Here is a 16343-nt window from a genome sequence, read left to right as displayed (position 1 = left end):
CGGACACGTGCAGTACACCCGCAACATGGTCACCGGCGCCTCCACCGCCGAGCTGACCGTCGTCCTCGTCGACGCCCGCAACGGAGTGGTCGAACAGACCCGCCGCCACGCCGCCATCGCCGCGCTGCTGCGAGTGCCACATGTGGTGCTGGCGGTCAACAAAATGGACCTGGTCGAGTACGCGGAGCCGGTCTTCGCCGCCATCGCCGAGGAATTCACCACCTACGCCCGCGAGCTGGGCGTACCGGAGATCACCGCGATCCCCATCTCCGCCCTCGCCGGCGACAACGTCGTCGAACCCTCCGCCCACATGGACTGGTACGGCGGCCCCACCGTCCTGGAACACCTGGAGACGGTGCCGGTCAGCCACGATCTGACCAGCTGCCACGCCCGGCTGCCGGTCCAGTACGTGATCCGGCCGCAGACCGCCGAGCTCCCCGACTACCGGGGGTACGCGGGCCAGATCGCCGCGGGCACCTTCCGGGTCGGCGAGCCGGTGACCGTCCTCCCCTCGGGCCGGACGACGACGATCGCCGGGATCGATCTGCTCGGCAAGCCGGTGGACATCGCCTGGACCCCGCAGTCGGTGACCCTGCTGCTCTCCGACGACATCGACATCTCGCGCGGCGATCTGATCGTGCCGTCCGGGGACGCCCCCGCGACCACGCAAGACGTCGAGGCGACGGTCTGCCATGTCGCCGACGAGCCGCTCACCGTGGGCCAGCGGGTGCTGCTCAAGCACACCACCCGCACCGTCAAGGCGATCGTCAAGGCGATACCGTCCCGGCTCACCCTGACCGATCTCTCCCAGCACCCGGAGCCCGGCCGGCTCGTCGCCAATGACATCGGCCTGGTCACGGTGCGCACCGCGGAGCCGCTGGCGCTCGACGCGTACGCCGATTCCCGGCGCACCGGCTCCTTCCTCCTGATCGACCCGGCCGACGGCACCACGCTGGCGGCGGGTATGGCGGGCGACTCCTTCGCGAGCGACGCCAAGGCCGCCCCGGCGGCCGACGACACCGAATGGGATTTCTGATGAGCGATGTGTTCGCTTCCTTCGCGAAGGAGGGCGGCCGTGTGGGCAGCGGCACCCTCGGCGCCGGATCGGGGGGTGTTGCCCGATGTGTCCGATGAACTCCATGGACGCGCTAACCCGAGAGCACCACTGGCACCACCAGCACCACAGACGAAGACAGAGAACCGCCATTGTTCCGGCCGCGCTCTCCCATGGACGAGACCATGGGCGCGATCGCCGGAGCCTCCGAGAGGAAACCCTCCCGTGTCTGCCACCCGTATCACCCTCCGCCGCGGTGTCACCGCGGCGGCCGCCCTGCCGCTTCTGATCGGCGCCCTGGCCTCGTGCGGCTATGGCTCGGACTCCGAGAAGGACGACAAGGCCGCAGTAGCCGCCAAGGGGAAGAAGCTCTCCGCCGACACGGTGAAGGTGGGCTACTTCCCCAATCTGACCCACGCCACCGCCCTCGTCGGTGAGCAGGAGGGCATCCTCCAGAAGGAACTGGGCGGCACCCAGATCAAGTCGACCACCTTCAACGCCGGCCCCTCCGAGATCGAGGCGCTGAACGCCGGCGCGATCGACATCGGCTTCATCGGCCCCTCCCCCGCGATCAACGGCTTCACCAAGTCCAAGGGGAAGAACCTGCGGATCGTGGCCGGCTCCGCCTCCGGTGGCGTGAAGCTGGTCGTCAACCCCAAGAAGATCAAGACGCTGGACGATCTCAAGGGCAAGAAGATCGCCACCCCGCAGCTGGGCAACACCCAGGACGTGGCCTTCCTCAACTGGATAGCCGAGAAGGGCTGGAAGACCGACGCCCAGAGCGGCAAGGGCGATGTCTCCGTCGTCCGCACCGACAACAAGATCACCCCGGACGCCTACAAGTCCGGCTCCATCGACGGCGCCTGGGTGCCGGAGCCGGTCGCGTCCCGGCTGGTGAGCCAGGGTGCCAAGGTGCTGCTGGACGAGGCGACGATCTGGCCCGACAACAAGTTCGTCATCACCCACATCATCGTGTCGCAGAAGTTCCTCAAGGAACACGCCGATGTGGTCGAGGCCGTGGTGCGCGGCTCCGTGAAGACCAACGCCTGGATCAACGCCAACCCGGAGCAGGCCAAGCTCTCCGCCAACGCCAAGCTGAAGGCGCTCACCGGCAAGGAACTGCCGGCCGACATCCTCAACCTGGCCTGGCCGTCGATCCAGTTCACCGATGACCCGCTGGCGTCCACCCTCCAGACCCAGGCCGGTTACGCGGTGAAGGCCGGGCTGCTGGAGGAGCCGGACCTCAAGGGGATCTACGACCTGAAGTCGCTGAACAAGATCCTCGCGGCGGACGGCAAGCCCGAGGTCTCCGACGCCGGTCTCGGCGTCAAGTAAGCCCGCAGCCACGATCCCCAAGAGGTGACGACCATGACCACCCTCACCAAGGACCAGGCCGAGGAGCGAACGACGGCCGGGCACGCCGCCCGAATCGAGCATGTCTCGAAGTCCTTCACCGGACCCGCGGGCCGGCAGCTCGTGCTGGACGACATCACACTCGATGTCGCGCCGGGCGAGTTCGTCACGCTCCTGGGGGCCTCCGGCTGCGGAAAGTCCACTCTGCTCAATCTGGTGGCGGGCCTGGACAAGCCCACCGCGGGGTCGATCGAGACCCCCGGTGGGCGGCCCGCCCTGATGTTCCAGGAACACGCGCTCTTCCCGTGGCTGACCGCGGGCAAGAACATCGAGCTCGCCCTGCGGCTGCGCGGAGTCGCGAAGAACGAGCGGCGCACCGAGGCCGAGCGGCTGCTCGAACTGGTCCGCCTCACCGGCTCGTACGGAAAGCGGGTGCACGAGCTGTCCGGCGGTATGCGGCAGCGGGTCGCCCTGGCCAGGGCGCTGGCCCAGGACAGTCAACTGCTGCTGATGGACGAGCCGTTCGCGGCGCTGGACGCCATCACCCGGGATGTCCTGCACGACGAGCTGACCCGGATCTGGCGGGAGACCCGGGTGTCGGTGCTCTTCGTCACCCACAACGTCCGCGAGGCGGTACGGCTCGCGGAGCGGGTGGTCCTGCTCTCCTCCCGGCCGGGCCGGATCGCCCGGGAATGGACGGTCGGCATCGAGCAGCCGCGCCGGATCGAGGACGCCGCCGTGGCGGAGCTGTCGATCGAGATCACTGAAGAACTGCGTGGGGAGATCCGCCGACATGGCCAGCACTGACACCACCCCGAAGGCCGTCAAGAACGACGACCTGGCCGGGCTGGAGGCGGGACTGGACGCGCTGGACGCGATCCAGTCGCACCGCACCCCGGTGCGCGAGGTCCTGCTCAAGAAGGTGCTGCCGCCGCTCGCGGCGGTGGCACTGGTGCTGGCCGTCTGGCAGATCCTGGTCTGGGCGAAGGTCACCGACGAGGGCAGTCTGCCCGCGCCCACCGCGGTGTGGGACAGCGTCTCCGCCCTGTGGCTGAAGGGCACCCTGCTGGAGGTGGTGTGGACCAGCGTCTCGCGCGGTCTGCTCGGCTTCCTGCTGGCGCTCGCCATCGGTACGCCGCTGGGGCTGCTGGTGGCCCGGGTGAAGTTCGTCCGGGCGGCGATCGGGCCGATCCTCTCCGGTCTCCAGTCGCTGCCGTCGGTGGCCTGGGTCCCGCCGGCGGTGATCTGGCTCGGGCTGAACAACCAGATGATGTATGCGGTGATCCTGCTGGGCGCCGTGCCGTCCATCGCCAATGGGCTGGTCTCCGGTGTCGACCAGGTCCCGCCGCTCTTTCTGCGGGCGGGGCGGACCCTGGGCGCCACGGGGCTCAAGGGCACCTGGTTCATCGTGATGCCGGCCGCGCTGCCCGGCTATGTGGCCGGTCTCAAGCAGGGCTGGGCCTTCTCCTGGCGCTCCCTGATGGCGGCGGAGATCATCGCCTCGTCGCCCGATCTGGGGCTCGGTCTCGGCCAGTTGCTGGAGAACGGCCGCAACAACTCCGACATGCCCGGTGTCTTCCTGGCGATTCTGCTGATCCTGATCGTCGGTATCGCCATCGATCTGCTCATCTTCAGCCCGCTGGAGCGCGCGGTTCTGCGCGGCCGCGGTCTGCTCGTCAAGAACTGAGTACCGCGATGCGTCCTCCCGTTCTCCTCGTCGTCGCCCACGGCAGCCGCGATCCGCGGCACGCCGCGACCGTCCACGCCCTCCTTCGCCGGGTCCGGTCGCTGCGGCCGGGGCTGCGCGTGGAGACGGGGTTCCTCGACTTCAACGCGCCCTCGGTGACGAGGGTGCTGGAACGGCTCGCGGCGGAGGCGGCGGACGGCATCACCGATGTGGTGGCGCTTCCGCTGCTCCTCACCCGGGCCTTCCACGCCAAGTCCGACATCCCCGCGGTGCTCGCCGACGCCTCGGCGCGGCTCCCGGGGCTGCGGATCCGGCAGGCCGAGGTGCTCGGCCCCGATCCACTGCTGCTCGCGGCGGTGGACCGGCGGCTGCGGGAGGCCGGCGTACGGGAGGCGGACAAGCGCTCGACGGGGCTGGTACTGGCCTCGGCGGGCTCCACAGACCCGGAGGCGATCGCAGTGATCGCAGATATGGCGCGGGAGCTGCGGCACACCGGTTGGTGTTCCGTGCGGCCTGCGTTCGCCTCCGCCATCGTGCCCGGGGGTATTCCGCGCACCGGTGACGCGGTGCGCCTGCTGCGGGCGGAAGGCTGTGCGCGGGTGGCGGTGGCGCCCTTCGTCATCGCTCCCGGGCGGCTGCCGGACCGGATCGCGGAGGGCGCGCGGGACGCGGATGTCCTGGCGGATGTGCTGGGACCGGCTCCCGAACTGGCCCGGCTGCTGCTGGACCGGTACGACGAGGCGGCCCTCCGCACATCCGCGGAGGCGGTACGGCTGCGGTTCGCCGGAGCGACCGGGGTCCCGGCGGCGGGGGGCGTCACGGGGCTGCGGATCGGAGTTCCGGCCTGACGCGTACGGACTCCTCGGGTCCGGCTGCCCGGCCGGGTGGTTTCCACCACCCGGCCGGGCTTCCGGCGTTCCGGCACCGGGTTCCTTCCGGCGGTGAACCGTCCCCGGTGACAGATCCGTGGCCTTACGGTGACGGATACGGGGCGCGTATCGCGCACCATCGAGGAAAGGAGGCCCTTATGTCGTTTCACTACCACAAACGGATCACCGTGATTCCCAGGGTGCTGCATCTGAACATCAGCTCGCGCGGCTGGTCCTGGACCTTCGGCACCCGCAGGGCACACATCACCCGGGACAACCACGGGCGCCGCAGCGCCGCGGTCCGTCTGCCCGGGGGTTTCAGCTGGCGGCGCCACTCCCACCGACGCTGACCGGTCCCGCCCGGGCGCGGTTCAGCCGGGCCGGCCGGGGGCGGTCAGTTCGGCGAGCCTGACGACGGTGTTCCAGTTGCGGGTGGTGGCGACCAGGCCCTTGTTCAGGGCGGGCCGGGCCAGCGCCGCGCCCAGCTTGGAGCGGCCGAGTCCGTCGGGCGCGTACAGATAGAGCGCCCGTGCCCCGAGCCGGAACTCCTCGGGCGCGAAGTCCGCCGGAGCGAGGGCGGCGAAGCGTTCGGGGGCGACCGGCTCCGAGAAGTAGGTGACATGGAGCTGCCGGGGCTCCAGACCGGCGGCCGGGAACGGGCAGTCGTCGACGACCGCGCGGAGATACCGTCCGTCGCGGACGAGACAGTCGACCCGGAAGCCGAACCGCCGTTCGATGGCCGCCTCCAGCTCCGCCGCGAGGGCGGCCTCGTCGGCGGGCTCATGGCTGAAGGCGGCATTGCCGCTCTGAAGGTGGGTGCTGACCTCGCCGAACCCCAGCTCCCCCAGGACTTCGCGGAGCGCCGCCATGGGGACCTTCTTGTGGCCGCCCACATTGACACCGCGCAGCAGTGCCGCGTATCTCGTCGTCATGGGGGTTCAGGGTAGATCGTCCCGGCCGGCGCGGGCGGTCGACCCGGGCGCGCCTCGATGATGTGCGGGCCGGGGGCGCCGCGTCTCCGGGCGGCACCGGCCGGAGTCGCGACCGGCACCGCCGCCCTCCCGGGCCGGGACGGAGCGGGACGGGACGGAGCCGGACGGGACGGAGCCGGACATCGGGACGCGGCGGCGGACGGACCCGGGGCCGGGTGCCCTTCCGGGCCCGGGGTCCGGGGCCGCGCGGCACGCCTCCGCGGGGGATGTCAGCGCGGGAGCTCCGCCTCGATCAGGTCGGCGGCCATCGCGGTGCCGCCCTCCCCCGCCATCTCCTGCCGGACCGACTCCAGCCGCCGGGCCACCGCCGGATCGGCGGTCAGCTCCAGCACGGCCGTGCGCAGCTCCCGGGCCGTGGCCGTCAGGGAGTCCATCCGGCGGGCCACACCGAGGGAGACCAGCATGTCGGCGTTGCCGAACTGGTCCACCGCCTGCGGGACCGCGATCATCGGGGTCGCCGTGGCCAGTCCCTCCTGGCTGCCGCCCGCGCCCGCGTGGGTGATGAAGGCGTCCGCCCGCCGGAGAATGGCGAGCTGGGGCACCCAGTCGCGGACCTCCACCGAGGGCGGCACATCGCCCAGCTCGGACTCGTCCACATGACGGCCGATCTGGAGCACGGTGTGCCAGCCGGGCAGGTCGCCGAACGCCTTCACGCACTCGCGGTAGAAGGCCGGCTGCTTGGTGAAGCTGGAGCCGAGCGAGACCAGCAGCACCTTCTCCGTACCGGCCGGGGGCTCCCACTCCCCCTGGTCGGCGCGCTCCCCCTGACAGGCGCCCACAAAGGTGTACACCGCCGGGTCCACCCGGTCCGCATGGGGCTGGAGCGCTCGCGGGATCAGTACGACCGACCGCCGGGGCCTGCCCTGGAAACGGTCGGGATCCGGGTCCAGTCCGTTCTCCCCGAGCCAGGACCGGAAGCGCGCGTAGTACGCACGGCCGCGCTCGGATGCCTTGAGCTCCCGGAAGAGAGGTTCGGCCACCTCCTCCTCGTACCCCTCCCAGGCGACCAGATTGGGGGAGAGCGAGACGGCCGGCACACCCCACCGATGGGCGAGGACCGGTGCCGGATAGGAGGTGATGTCATGGATGACGAGATCGGGTTCATCGCCCTCGAACGCCGCCGCCAGCTGGGGCAGTACCTGCATGGCGTCGCGGAGGAAGGGCTCGATGTTGTCGATCAGCTCGGTGCCCCACGCGTCCGGGTCGTCACCGGTCGGCAGGGTGGAGTCGTAGACCACGGGCACGGCCCCGGCGGCGGCGACCCGGTCGGCGAAGGAGGCCGGGATGGCGTAGCTGACCCGGTGCCCGCGCGCCACCAGCTCCCTGATGACCTCGAGGCTGGGGTTCACATGGCCGGGCGCGGCGATGGAGAACATGGCGATATGGGCGGACCGGTGGGATGTCATACCGCCAAGCTAGCGAGACGAACCGTATCGTGCAAGCCGAATAGATCAGCGCTGATAGCGGGCCAGTACCCGATTCCCGTCCCTGACCAGCCGTTTCTCCAGTTCACCGGCGTCGATCGCACCGGCGTAGTACTCCTGGTACGCCGGGGTCGCCACCTTGTCCTTCCACTCCGGGTAGCCCCGCACCGACTGGGCGGGCGCCGGCCGCAGCCCCTCGGCGAGCGCCGCGCCGACCGCCCAGCCGTCCTCCGCGGTCCGCAGCGAGGGGTCCGCCAGGGCCCGGGTGCCGGTGGGCAGCATCCAGTCGCCCCGGGCGAGGCGCACCATGTTCTCCGGCCGGAGAAGGAAGTCGATGAACCGGGCCGCCTCCTTCTTGTGCCGGCTGTCCCGGGCGATCGACAGGGTCTGCGGGCTGACCCCCTGCACCGGCCCGTCCGCTCCGGCGGGCGCGGGCAGCACCGTCCACTCGAAGCCCTCGGGGGCCTGCTGGGCGATCTGCTGCCGGTAGGCGAAGCCGAGCGGGACCATGGCGTACTTTCCGCCGAAGAGACCGGGCAGCGCGTCGGACCCGCCGGAGCCGAGGGTGGAGCGGGAGGCGGTCCGGTCGGTGTTGACCTGGTCGTGAATGGTCCCCGGGACGACCTCGTCCCCCCGGGTGAAGCGGATGGCGACCCTGGAGTCGGCCCCCCGGTGGAAGAGCCGCCCGCCGGCCGAGAGGCCGAGGTTGAGGGTGACCGAGACCGGCTCCTTGAGCGGCCAGGCGACCGCGTACTTCCCCTGGCCCATGGCGGCCGTCAGGGTCTTGGCGACGGCCCGGAACTCCGGCCAGCTCCAGGGGTGTTCCGGGGTCGGGATCCGGACCCCGGAGGACTCCAGGATCGCGCGGTTGGCGATCAGGACCCGGGGCTCCTGGAGGAAGGGCACCCCGTAGATCCCGCCGTCCGCGCCGAAGGTGGTCGTCTCCCAGCTCCGCGCCGGGATGTCGGAGCGCAGCCGCTCGGAGAGGAGTCCGCGCAGATCGGCGAGGTAGCCGCCGTGGGCGAAGTCCGCGAGGTCGTCGGAGGCGTCATGAATGATGTCGGGCGCCTCGCCGCCCTCGAAGGAAGTCAGCAGCTGATCGTGGACGCTGTCCCAGCTGCCCTGGACGTACTCGACCCGGACGCCGGGATGACGGGCGTTCCACTCCCGTACCAGCTCCTTGTTGGCGTCCACCGACTCCTTCTGCCAGGCCAGCGACTGGAAGGTGAGCCGGATCCGGCCGTCGGAGCTCTCGCCGCCGCCCGCACAGCCGGTGAGCAGCAGGGCCAGTACGGCGGCCACCGCCGGCAGACGGGTGCACCGGGCCCGGATTCCGCTCCTCACGCCTTCACCGCCCCTGTCAGCATGCCGCCGGTGATCCGCTTCTGGATGATCGCGAAGATGATGAGCGAGGGGATCGTGGCCAGGAACGCGGCGGCGGCGAGCGGTCCGAGATCGGCGACGCCCTCGGCGCCGAGGAAGTGGGTCAGCACCACGGGCAGCGTCTGTTTCTCCGGTGTCTTGAGCAGGACGAGGGCGAAGAAGAATTCATTCCAGGCCGTGATGAAGGCGAAGAGCGCGGTGGCGGCGATGCCCGGGGCCAGCAGCGGGGCGACCACCGAGACCAGGGTCCGCAGCCGGCCGGCGCCGTCGACCGCCGCCGCCTCCTCCAGTTCGCGCGGTACGGCCCGGACATATCCGGCGAGCATCCAGAGCGCGAAGGGCAGCGCCCAGACCACATAGACCAGGATCAGCCCGGAGAGCGTGTTGATCAGCCGCAGGTTCTTGAGGATCAGAAAGAGCGGGATGATCACCAGCACAAAGGGGAACGCCTGGCTGATCACCACCCAGCCGGTGGCCGCGGTGGCGAGCCGGGAGCGCCGGCGGGCGATGACATATGCCATCGGGGTCGCGATCACCACACAGATCACTGCCGCGCAGACGGCGGCGATCAGGCTGTTGGCGGCGGCCTGGAGCAGGGGCTGTTCCTCGAACGCCTGGCGGAAGTTGGCGAGGGTCGGATTCCCGGGGATCCAGGTGGGGTGGAGGGAGGCGAGCTCCCGGGCGGGTTTGAAGGAGGTGGAGATCAGCCACAGCAGCGGAAAGGCGAGAAAGACCAGATAGCAGAGGAGGGCGAGGTACTGCCCGGCCCGGCCCGCTCGTCTCGCCGCCGCCGCCCGGCTCGCGGGGGTCACTGGTCGTCGCCTCCCTTGAGCCGCCCCACCAGATACACGGCGAGCAGTACCGAGATCACCGCGACCATCACACAGCTCATGGCGGCGGCGTAGCCGAACTGTCCGTACCGGAAGGCTTCCTCGTACGCGAAGAGCATGGGCAGCCGGGTTCTTCCGCCGGGTCCGCCGTTGGTGAGGACGTACACCAGGGCGAAGGCGTTGAAGTTCCAGATGAAATTGAGGGCGGTGATGGCGAGCGCGACGGGTTTCAGGGCCGGCCAGGTGACGGTGCGGAAGCGGCGCCAGGCGCCCGCGCCGTCGATGGCGGCGGCCTCGTGGAGCTCGCGCGGGGTGTTCTGGAGCCCGGCCAGCAGCGCCACGGTGGTCTGCGGCATCCCGGCCCAGATGCCGACCAGGATCACCGCGGGCAGTGCGGTGGCGAGATCGGTGAGCCAGTCGCGGCCGTCACCGAGGCCGAGGGTGCGCAGGGTCTCATTGAGGATCCCGGCGTCGGGGTTGTAGACCAGCCGCCACATGATGCCGACGACCACCTCGGGCATCGCCCACGGGATGATCGCCAGGGCCCGGGCGAGCCAGCGCAGCCGCAGCCGCTGGTTGAGCAGCAGCGCCAGGCCGAGGGCGAGCAGAAACTGCGGGACGGTGACCCCGACGGCCCACACCAGGCCGATGCCGAAGGAGTCCAGGAACAGGGTGTCGTGGGCGAGATCGCGGAAGTTGAGAAGGCCGATCCACTGGGTGGGTTCGGTCCGGCCGGCCTGGGAGTCGGTGAAGGCGAGGGAGATTCCGTAGAGCAGCGGCCCGACGCTGAGCACCAGGATCGGGATCAGGGCGGGGAGGACGAGGAACCAGGCCCCATGGTCCGGATGCCTTCCGGACCGCGGTGGCGCGGTCGCCTTTGCCACAGTTCGACTCCTCAGGAGTGCTTTCTGATGGTCTGACTGTCCTGGTGGTCCCCGTCATGGTGCTGACGGGCCGTCCGTTCGTCAAGGAGGCCGTGGCCGGATGGCAGACTTTGGCGGATTCGTACTGGTGAGAGCGGGATGGAAAGGGGCGAGGCGCGGCGATGGACGAGACACGTGCCCGGGAGGTGCTCCGCGCGGCGGGGCTGCGGCCGGGGGAGGCGGACGGGGCGGAGCTGCTGGCGCTCGGCGAGAACGCGGTCTTCGCGGCGGGCGGGACGGTCGTCAAGGTCGGCCGGTCGGCCGAACTGCTGGACCGGGCCGAGCGCGAGGTGGCGGTGGGGGTCTGGCTGGAGCGGGCCGGGGTGCCGGCGGTGCGTCCGGCCGAGCCTGCCGCGCGGCTGGTGGACGGGGTGCCGGTGACCTTCTGGCACCGCCTCCCGGACGCGGTGCGCCCGCCGGAACCCGCCGATCTGGCAGCACTGCTGCGGCTGGTGCACGCCCTGCCCGCGCCCGATTTCCCGCTCCCCCGGCGGGAGCTGCTGGGCGGGGTGGAGCGGTGGCTGCGGCTGGCGGGCGAGGCGATCGACCCGGCGGACGCGGAGTTTCTGCGCGCCCGCCGCGACGGCTTCGAGGAGGCGGCGGCGGCGCTGACGCCCCGGCTGCCGGCGGGCCCGATCCACGGCGACGCGCTGCCGCGCAATGTGCACATCGGCCCCGGCGGTCCGGTGCTGGTGGATCTGGAGACCTTCTCCTCGGATCTGCGGGAGCACGATCTGGTGGTCCTGGCCCTCTCCCGGGACCGGTACGGCCTGGCACCCGAGGCGTATGACGCCTTCACCGAGGTGTACGGGTGGGATGTGCGGGAGTGGGAGGGCTGCGAGGTGCTGCGCGGCGCCCGGGAGACGGCGAGCTGTGCCTGGGTGGCCCAGCATGCCCCGGCCAATCCCCGGGCCGGGGAGGAGTTCGCCCGCCGGGTGGCCTCTCTGCGCGACGGCGCGCACGAGGTGCGGTGGTACCCCTTCTGAGCGCCGGGTGACCCCGCGCCGATGCCGGGCGGGCACCGACGGCGGGCCGGCGGCCGGGGCGTACGCCTCCGTCCGGCGCCGGGTGGCGGCTTCCCCGGCACGGTGGCGGGACGTCTCCCCCTCCGCGCCCGCTGCCGGCGGCCCGGGACAGCCGGGCCGCCCCGGGCCCGGCTTCCGCCGTCGGCGCGGGGCTCAGGCGTCGACCGGGGCCGGCTGCCGGAGCGGCCAGTCGGCGTCCACCACCGCGTCCGTGTTCCCCTTCTTCCGCAGAAACGCCTGGAAGCTCTTGGCCCACTCCGCGTACCAGCGCACCTGGGACTCATGGAGGCGCGCCGGGTCGAGCGCCGCCACCGAGGGATGCCGCTCGGCCACCGCGCGGGCCACCAGGACCGCCGCCAGCGCGTCCGAGCCCGCGTCGTGGGCGGTGCCGAGCGGGACGCCGTACTCCGCGCAGACGGCCTCCAGGGTGCGCTTGCCCTTGCGGTACCGGTCGACGGCCCGGTCGATGGTGTACGGATCGATCACCGGGCCGATGGCCCGGCCGCCCAGCCGGTCGCCGAGCGACGGGAGGCCGTACCGCCGCAGCTCGGCGGAGAGCAGCGACAGATCGAAGGAGGCGTTGTACGCCACCACCGGGACACCGCGCGACCAGTGGCCGGTCAACTCCGCGGCGATCTCGTCGGCGACCTCCGGTGCCGGCCGGCCCTCCGTGCGCGCCCGCTCGCTGCTGATGCCGTGGATCGCGGACGCCTGCTCGGGGATGTGCACCCCCGGGTCGGCCAGCCAGCCGCGGCGATACCCGCCATGGCCCGGATCGCCCGCCTCGACCCGTATGACGGCGGCCGTCACGATGCGGGCCTCCAGCGGATCCGTGCCCGTGGTCTCCAGATCGAACCCGACCAGTGGTTCCCCGTGCCAAGCCATGACGGCCCCCTCCTCCATGCTGCTGTGGTGCTCTCCCCCAGTGGTTCCCACCCTGCCACGCGCCACTGACAACTCAGGAAACAGGACGGGAGTCGGCCCATACCGACTCGAATTCCTCCCGGTATGTCTGGAACAGCCCGTGTTCGCCCTCCGCGCCGGCGCGGACGACCGAGCGGCCACCGCCCCGGAGTACGAGCACCGGGGCCTCCATGCCCCGGGCCTTGCGCAGGTAGGTCTGGACGACGGCCAGCCCGTCGGGGCCGTCGCCGTCGACCAGATAGGCGGTGAAGCGGGGCGTCTCGTCGAAGACCTGGATCTCGAAGGCCCCCGGATCCCGCAGCCGGGACCGCACCCGGCGCATGTGGAGGATGTTCATCTCCACGGTGCGGCTCAGTTCACCCTTGCGGATGCCCAGCTCGCGCTCGCGGCGCTTGACCGCGCTGCTGGCCGGGTTGAGGAAGAGCAGCCGGACCCGGCACCCGGACTCGGCCAGCCGGACCAGCCGCCGGCCGGAGAAGTTCTGCACCAGCAGATTGAGCCCGATGCCGACGGCGTCGACCCGGCGCGCGCCGCCGAAGAGGTCCTCGGCCGGGAGCATGCGCTGGAGCCGGACCCGGTCGGGATGGACCGAGACCACATCCGCGTACCGGTCGCCCACCAGATCCTCGACGGCGTCCACCGGCAGCCGGTCGGCGGAGGGCACCCCCGCCCCGCTGCCCAGGATCTCCAGCAGCCGGGCGGACGCCCGCTCGGCCTGGGCGAGCACCGCCTCGTTCAGCGCGCGGTTGCGGGAGACCACATTGCGGGTGACCTCCAGCTCGTCGAGGGCCAGCTCCACATCGCGCCGGTCGTCGAAGTACGGCTCGAAACACGGCCAGTGCTGCACCATCAGCTCGCGCAGCTGGGGCAGGGTGAGGAAGGAGAGCACATTGTCGTCGGCGGGGTCCAGCAGATACCCCTTGCGGCGCGAGACCTCGCGCACCGCCACGGCGCGCTGCACCCACTCCTGCCCCGCCGGTCCGGCGGCGGCCACCACCCAGTCGTCGCCGTGCACCGGTTCATAGATCGGGCGCAGCACGGCGGCGACCACCGCGCGGAGCCGCTGTTCGACCAGGTTCAGCCAGATGTACGCGCGTCCGGCGCGTTGTGCGCGCGTACGCACTTCGCTCCAGGCGTCCGCGTCCCAGTCCAGTTCCGCCCCGATCTCCATCGGTCTGGCGAGCGAGACCGCACCGGGCGGAATGCCGCCGGAGTCCCCCTCGTGACCGATGTCACCGGGGGGTAGCTCCAGACCTCCAGAGCCCACCGCGTACCGCCTTCCCGTCCCCCACCCAACGATCAAGGAAGACTACTCCGCCTGCGGGACGCGGTGCAGCCCGATCGCCGGGGTCCCTTCCCAACTCCGCCGCCCCTCAGCCGGGTTCCCGCTGGCCGGATCGCGCGGAGTGAGCTGATTCATAGCCAAACGGACGCGCCGCGGGCGGTGGGGGGATGAAGGAACCCGATGTTGACCCGCGTCGTCCACCGCCGCCGGGGCGCCGCCGCGATACTTTCGGTGGGGATCCGGCCCATCTGTCCCTCAGCGTCCGGATCGGAAGGGGATGAGTCATCCATGCAGGTCTGGCCGGGACGGGCCTACCCTCTCGGTGCCACCTACGACGGCGCCGGCACCAATTTCGCGGTCTTCTCCGAGGCGGCCCGGCGCATCGAGCTCGCCCTGCTGCACGACGACGGTTCGGAGACGGCGGTCGAGCTGCGCGAGACGGACGCCTTCGTCCGCCACGCCTATCTGCCGGGGGTGATGCCGGGTCAGCGGTACGGATTCCGGGTGCACGGCCCGTACGCGCCCGAGCGGGGACAGCGCTGCAACTCGGCGAAGCTGCTGCTCGATCCGTACGCCCGGGCCATGAGCGGACGGGTGACCTGGGGCGAGTCGGTGTACGGCTACCACTTCGGCCGGCCCGATTCGCGCAATGACCTGGACTCTGCGCCGCACACCATGGCGTCGGTGGTGGTGAATCCGTACTTCGACTGGGGTGACGACCGCTCACCCCGGACGGACTATCACCGCACGGTGATCTACGAGGCCCATGTGAAGGGTCTGACGATGCGCCACCCGGAGCTGCCGCCGGAGCTGCGGGGGACCTATGCGGGGCTGGCGCATCCGGCGGTGATCTCGCATCTGACGGAGCTGGGCGTCACCACGCTGGAATTAATGCCGGTGCATCAGTTCGTCGACGATCACCGGCTGGTGGACGCCGGGCTGAGCAATTACTGGGGTTACAACACCATCGGATTCTTCGCCCCGCACAACGCCTACGCCTCCTGGGGCGACCGGGGCGAGCAGGTGCTGGAGTTCAAGCACGCGGTGCGGGCGCTGCACCAGGCGGGCATCGAGGTCATTCTCGATGTGGTCTACAACCACACCGCGGAGGGGAACCACCTCGGTCCGACCCTCTCCTTCCGCGGTCTGGACAACCGCTCCTACTACCGGCTCGCCGAGGACCGCCGGCATTACACGGACACCACCGGGACCGGGAACTCACTGCTGATGCGCAGCCCGCACGTCCTCCAGCTGATCATGGACTCGCTGCGGTACTGGGTGACGGAGATGCATGTCGACGGCTTCCGCTTCGATCTGGCGGCGACACTCGCCCGGCAGTTCCACGAGGTGGACCGGCTCTCCTCGTTCTTCGATCTGGTGCAGCAGGACCCGGTGGTCAGCCAGGTGAAGCTGATCGCCGAGCCGTGGGACGTGGGCGAGGGCGGCTACCAGGTGGGGAACTTCCCGCCGCTGTGGACGGAGTGGAACGGCAAGTACCGGGACACGGTGCGGGATCTGTGGCGGGGCGAGCCGCGCACCCTCGCGCAGTTCGCCTCCCGGCTGACCGGATCGTCCGATCTCTACCAGGACGACGGCCGGCGCCCGCTGGCCTCGATCAACTTCGTCACCTGCCACGACGGGTTCACCCTGCGCGATCTGGTCTCGTACGACGAGAAGCACAACGCGGCCAACGGGGAGGGCAATCGCGACGGCGAGAGCGACAACCGGTCGTGGAACTGCGGGGCGGAGGGCGAGACGGACGATCCGGCGGTGCTGGCGGTGCGGGAGCGCCAGACCCGGAATTTCATCGCGACCCTGATGCTGTCGCAGGGCGTTCCGATGCTCAGCCACGGGGACGAGTTCGGGCGCAGCCAGAGCGGCAACAACAACGCGTACTGCCAGGACAACGAGGTGTCCTGGGTGCGCTGGCCGGACGGCTCCGGGCCCCCGGACCCGGACGACGGCTCCGCGGCGGGGGACGGGGCCCGGCAGTCGCTGCTCGAATTCACCCGGGCGATGGTCTGGCTCCGCCGCGACCACCCGGTCTTCCGCCGCCGCCGCTTCTTCCGGGGCCGCCCGGCCGAGGGCTCCCCCGACGAGCCGGCCGACATCGCCTGGTTCACCCCCGAGGGCAGGGAGATGACCCCGAGGGACTGGCAGGCGGCCCGGCCGGGCGCGCTCTCCGTCTTCCTCAACGGACAGGCCATCTCGGAGCCCGGCCCGCGCGGCGAACGGATCATTGACGATTCCTTTCTGCTGATGTTCAACGCGGGAGCGGACGAGCTGGATTTCGCGGTGCCGGCCCATCACGGGCGGCGCTGGCGGCTGGTGGTGGACACGGCCGCCGCGCAGGGCGTCCCGCCGGGCGGGGGCCCTTCGGTGACGGCCGGTGAGCGGCTGCGCATGCCCGCCCGGAGCATGACGGTCCTCCGGCGGTACCCCTGACCGGCGGAGGAGTGCCGAGCGGGGCGGCGGACCCGCCCGGCGCCCCGGTGAGGCCGGCCGGCACCGGGGCGGCGCCCCCGCGCGGGCGGGGGCGCGCGGGGCGCGTACGGCCGGGCGCGGGGCGGCTCTCACCCGATCGGCGGCCGATT

General features: G+C 71.3%; 15 protein-coding genes. 8 read left to right on the top strand and 7 right to left on the bottom strand.

Annotation, left to right across the window (positions count from 1 at the left end):
• The 6 genes from AAFN69_RS18150 to AAFN69_RS18125 form a co-directional block, all read left to right on the top strand.
• Window positions 1-1036 (top strand): GTP-binding protein (locus tag AAFN69_RS18150; protein ID WP_347729572.1); only part of this gene is annotated, 1036 nt, incomplete at its 5' end.
• A 243-nt stretch (window positions 1037-1279) separates the two neighbouring features.
• Complete coding sequence (locus tag AAFN69_RS18145; protein ID WP_347729571.1) at window positions 1280-2389, top strand: aliphatic sulfonate ABC transporter substrate-binding protein; 1110 nt, start codon at window positions 1280-1282, stop codon at window positions 2387-2389.
• A gap of 33 nt (window positions 2390-2422) precedes the next feature.
• Window positions 2423-3214: an ABC transporter ATP-binding protein gene (locus tag AAFN69_RS18140; RefSeq protein WP_347729570.1), complete on the top strand. Its 792-nt coding sequence runs from the start codon at window positions 2423-2425 to the stop codon at window positions 3212-3214.
• The gene (locus tag AAFN69_RS18135; RefSeq protein WP_347729569.1) at window positions 3201-4094 is read left to right on the top strand and encodes an ABC transporter permease; all 894 of its coding nucleotides are present in this window, start codon (window positions 3201-3203) and stop codon (window positions 4092-4094) included. The genes AAFN69_RS18140 and AAFN69_RS18135 overlap by 14 nt, the downstream gene beginning before the upstream one ends.
• Before the next feature lie 8 nt (window positions 4095-4102).
• Window positions 4103-4942, top strand: a complete 840-nt coding sequence (locus AAFN69_RS18130) for a CbiX/SirB N-terminal domain-containing protein (RefSeq protein ID WP_347729568.1) — start codon at window positions 4103-4105, stop codon at window positions 4940-4942.
• A gap of 179 nt (window positions 4943-5121) precedes the next feature.
• Window positions 5122-5313 carry a DUF4236 domain-containing protein gene (locus AAFN69_RS18125; RefSeq protein ID WP_347729567.1) on the top strand — a complete coding sequence of 64 codons (192 nt, stop codon included), beginning with the start codon at window positions 5122-5124 and terminating at the stop codon, window positions 5311-5313.
• A 21-nt stretch (window positions 5314-5334) separates the two neighbouring features.
• Here AAFN69_RS18125 and AAFN69_RS18120 read toward each other — a convergent pair whose 3' ends face one another.
• The 5 genes from AAFN69_RS18120 to AAFN69_RS18100 form a co-directional block, all read right to left on the bottom strand.
• A complete protein-coding gene (locus tag AAFN69_RS18120; RefSeq protein WP_347729566.1) occupies window positions 5335-5895 on the bottom strand; it encodes a DUF1697 domain-containing protein in 561 nt (186 codons plus the stop codon).
• Window positions 5896-6164: 269 nt separating this feature from the next.
• Window positions 6165-7361: a macrolide-inactivating glycosyltransferase gene (gene mgt, locus AAFN69_RS18115; protein WP_347729565.1), complete on the bottom strand. Its 1197-nt coding sequence runs from the start codon at window positions 7359-7361 to the stop codon at window positions 6165-6167.
• A 45-nt stretch (window positions 7362-7406) separates the two neighbouring features.
• On the bottom strand, window positions 7407-8711 hold the full coding sequence (locus tag AAFN69_RS18110; protein ID WP_347729592.1) for an extracellular solute-binding protein: 1305 nt from the start codon (window positions 8709-8711) through the stop codon (window positions 7407-7409).
• An 8-nt stretch (window positions 8712-8719) separates the two neighbouring features.
• The gene (locus tag AAFN69_RS18105; protein ID WP_347729564.1) at window positions 8720-9574 is read right to left on the bottom strand and encodes a carbohydrate ABC transporter permease; all 855 of its coding nucleotides are present in this window, start codon (window positions 9572-9574) and stop codon (window positions 8720-8722) included.
• The gene (locus AAFN69_RS18100; protein WP_347729563.1) at window positions 9571-10476 is read right to left on the bottom strand and encodes a sugar ABC transporter permease; all 906 of its coding nucleotides are present in this window, start codon (window positions 10474-10476) and stop codon (window positions 9571-9573) included. Before AAFN69_RS18100 ends, AAFN69_RS18105 begins: the two co-directional genes overlap by 4 nt.
• Window positions 10477-10637: 161 nt before the next feature.
• On the opposite strand from AAFN69_RS18100, the gene AAFN69_RS18095 reads away from it, so the two are divergent.
• Complete coding sequence (locus tag AAFN69_RS18095) at window positions 10638-11501, top strand: aminoglycoside phosphotransferase family protein (protein WP_347729562.1); 864 nt, start codon at window positions 10638-10640, stop codon at window positions 11499-11501.
• 192 nt (window positions 11502-11693) lie between these two features.
• Here the strand turns inward: AAFN69_RS18095 and AAFN69_RS18090 are convergent, their stop codons facing one another.
• Both AAFN69_RS18090 and AAFN69_RS18085 read right to left on the bottom strand, forming a co-directional pair.
• Window positions 11694-12425 carry a 3'-5' exonuclease gene (locus AAFN69_RS18090; protein ID WP_347729561.1) on the bottom strand — a complete coding sequence of 244 codons (732 nt, stop codon included), beginning with the start codon at window positions 12423-12425 and terminating at the stop codon, window positions 11694-11696.
• Between the two features lie 73 nt (window positions 12426-12498).
• A complete protein-coding gene (locus tag AAFN69_RS18085) occupies window positions 12499-13731 on the bottom strand; it encodes an SAV2148 family HEPN domain-containing protein (RefSeq protein WP_347729560.1) in 1233 nt (410 codons plus the stop codon).
• 306 nt (window positions 13732-14037) lie between these two features.
• On the opposite strand from AAFN69_RS18085, the gene glgX reads away from it, so the two are divergent.
• Window positions 14038-16194, top strand: coding sequence for a glycogen debranching protein GlgX (gene glgX / locus AAFN69_RS18080; RefSeq protein ID WP_347729559.1), 2157 nt, complete (start codon window positions 14038-14040; stop codon window positions 16192-16194).
• Window positions 16195-16343: the final 149 nt, after the last annotated feature.

It is taken from the genome of Streptomyces sp. CAU 1734, from assembly GCF_039888735.1.
GTDB lineage: Bacteria > Actinomycetota > Actinomycetes > Streptomycetales > Streptomycetaceae > Streptomyces.
This window is presented reverse-complemented; position numbering and strand designations above follow the sequence as displayed.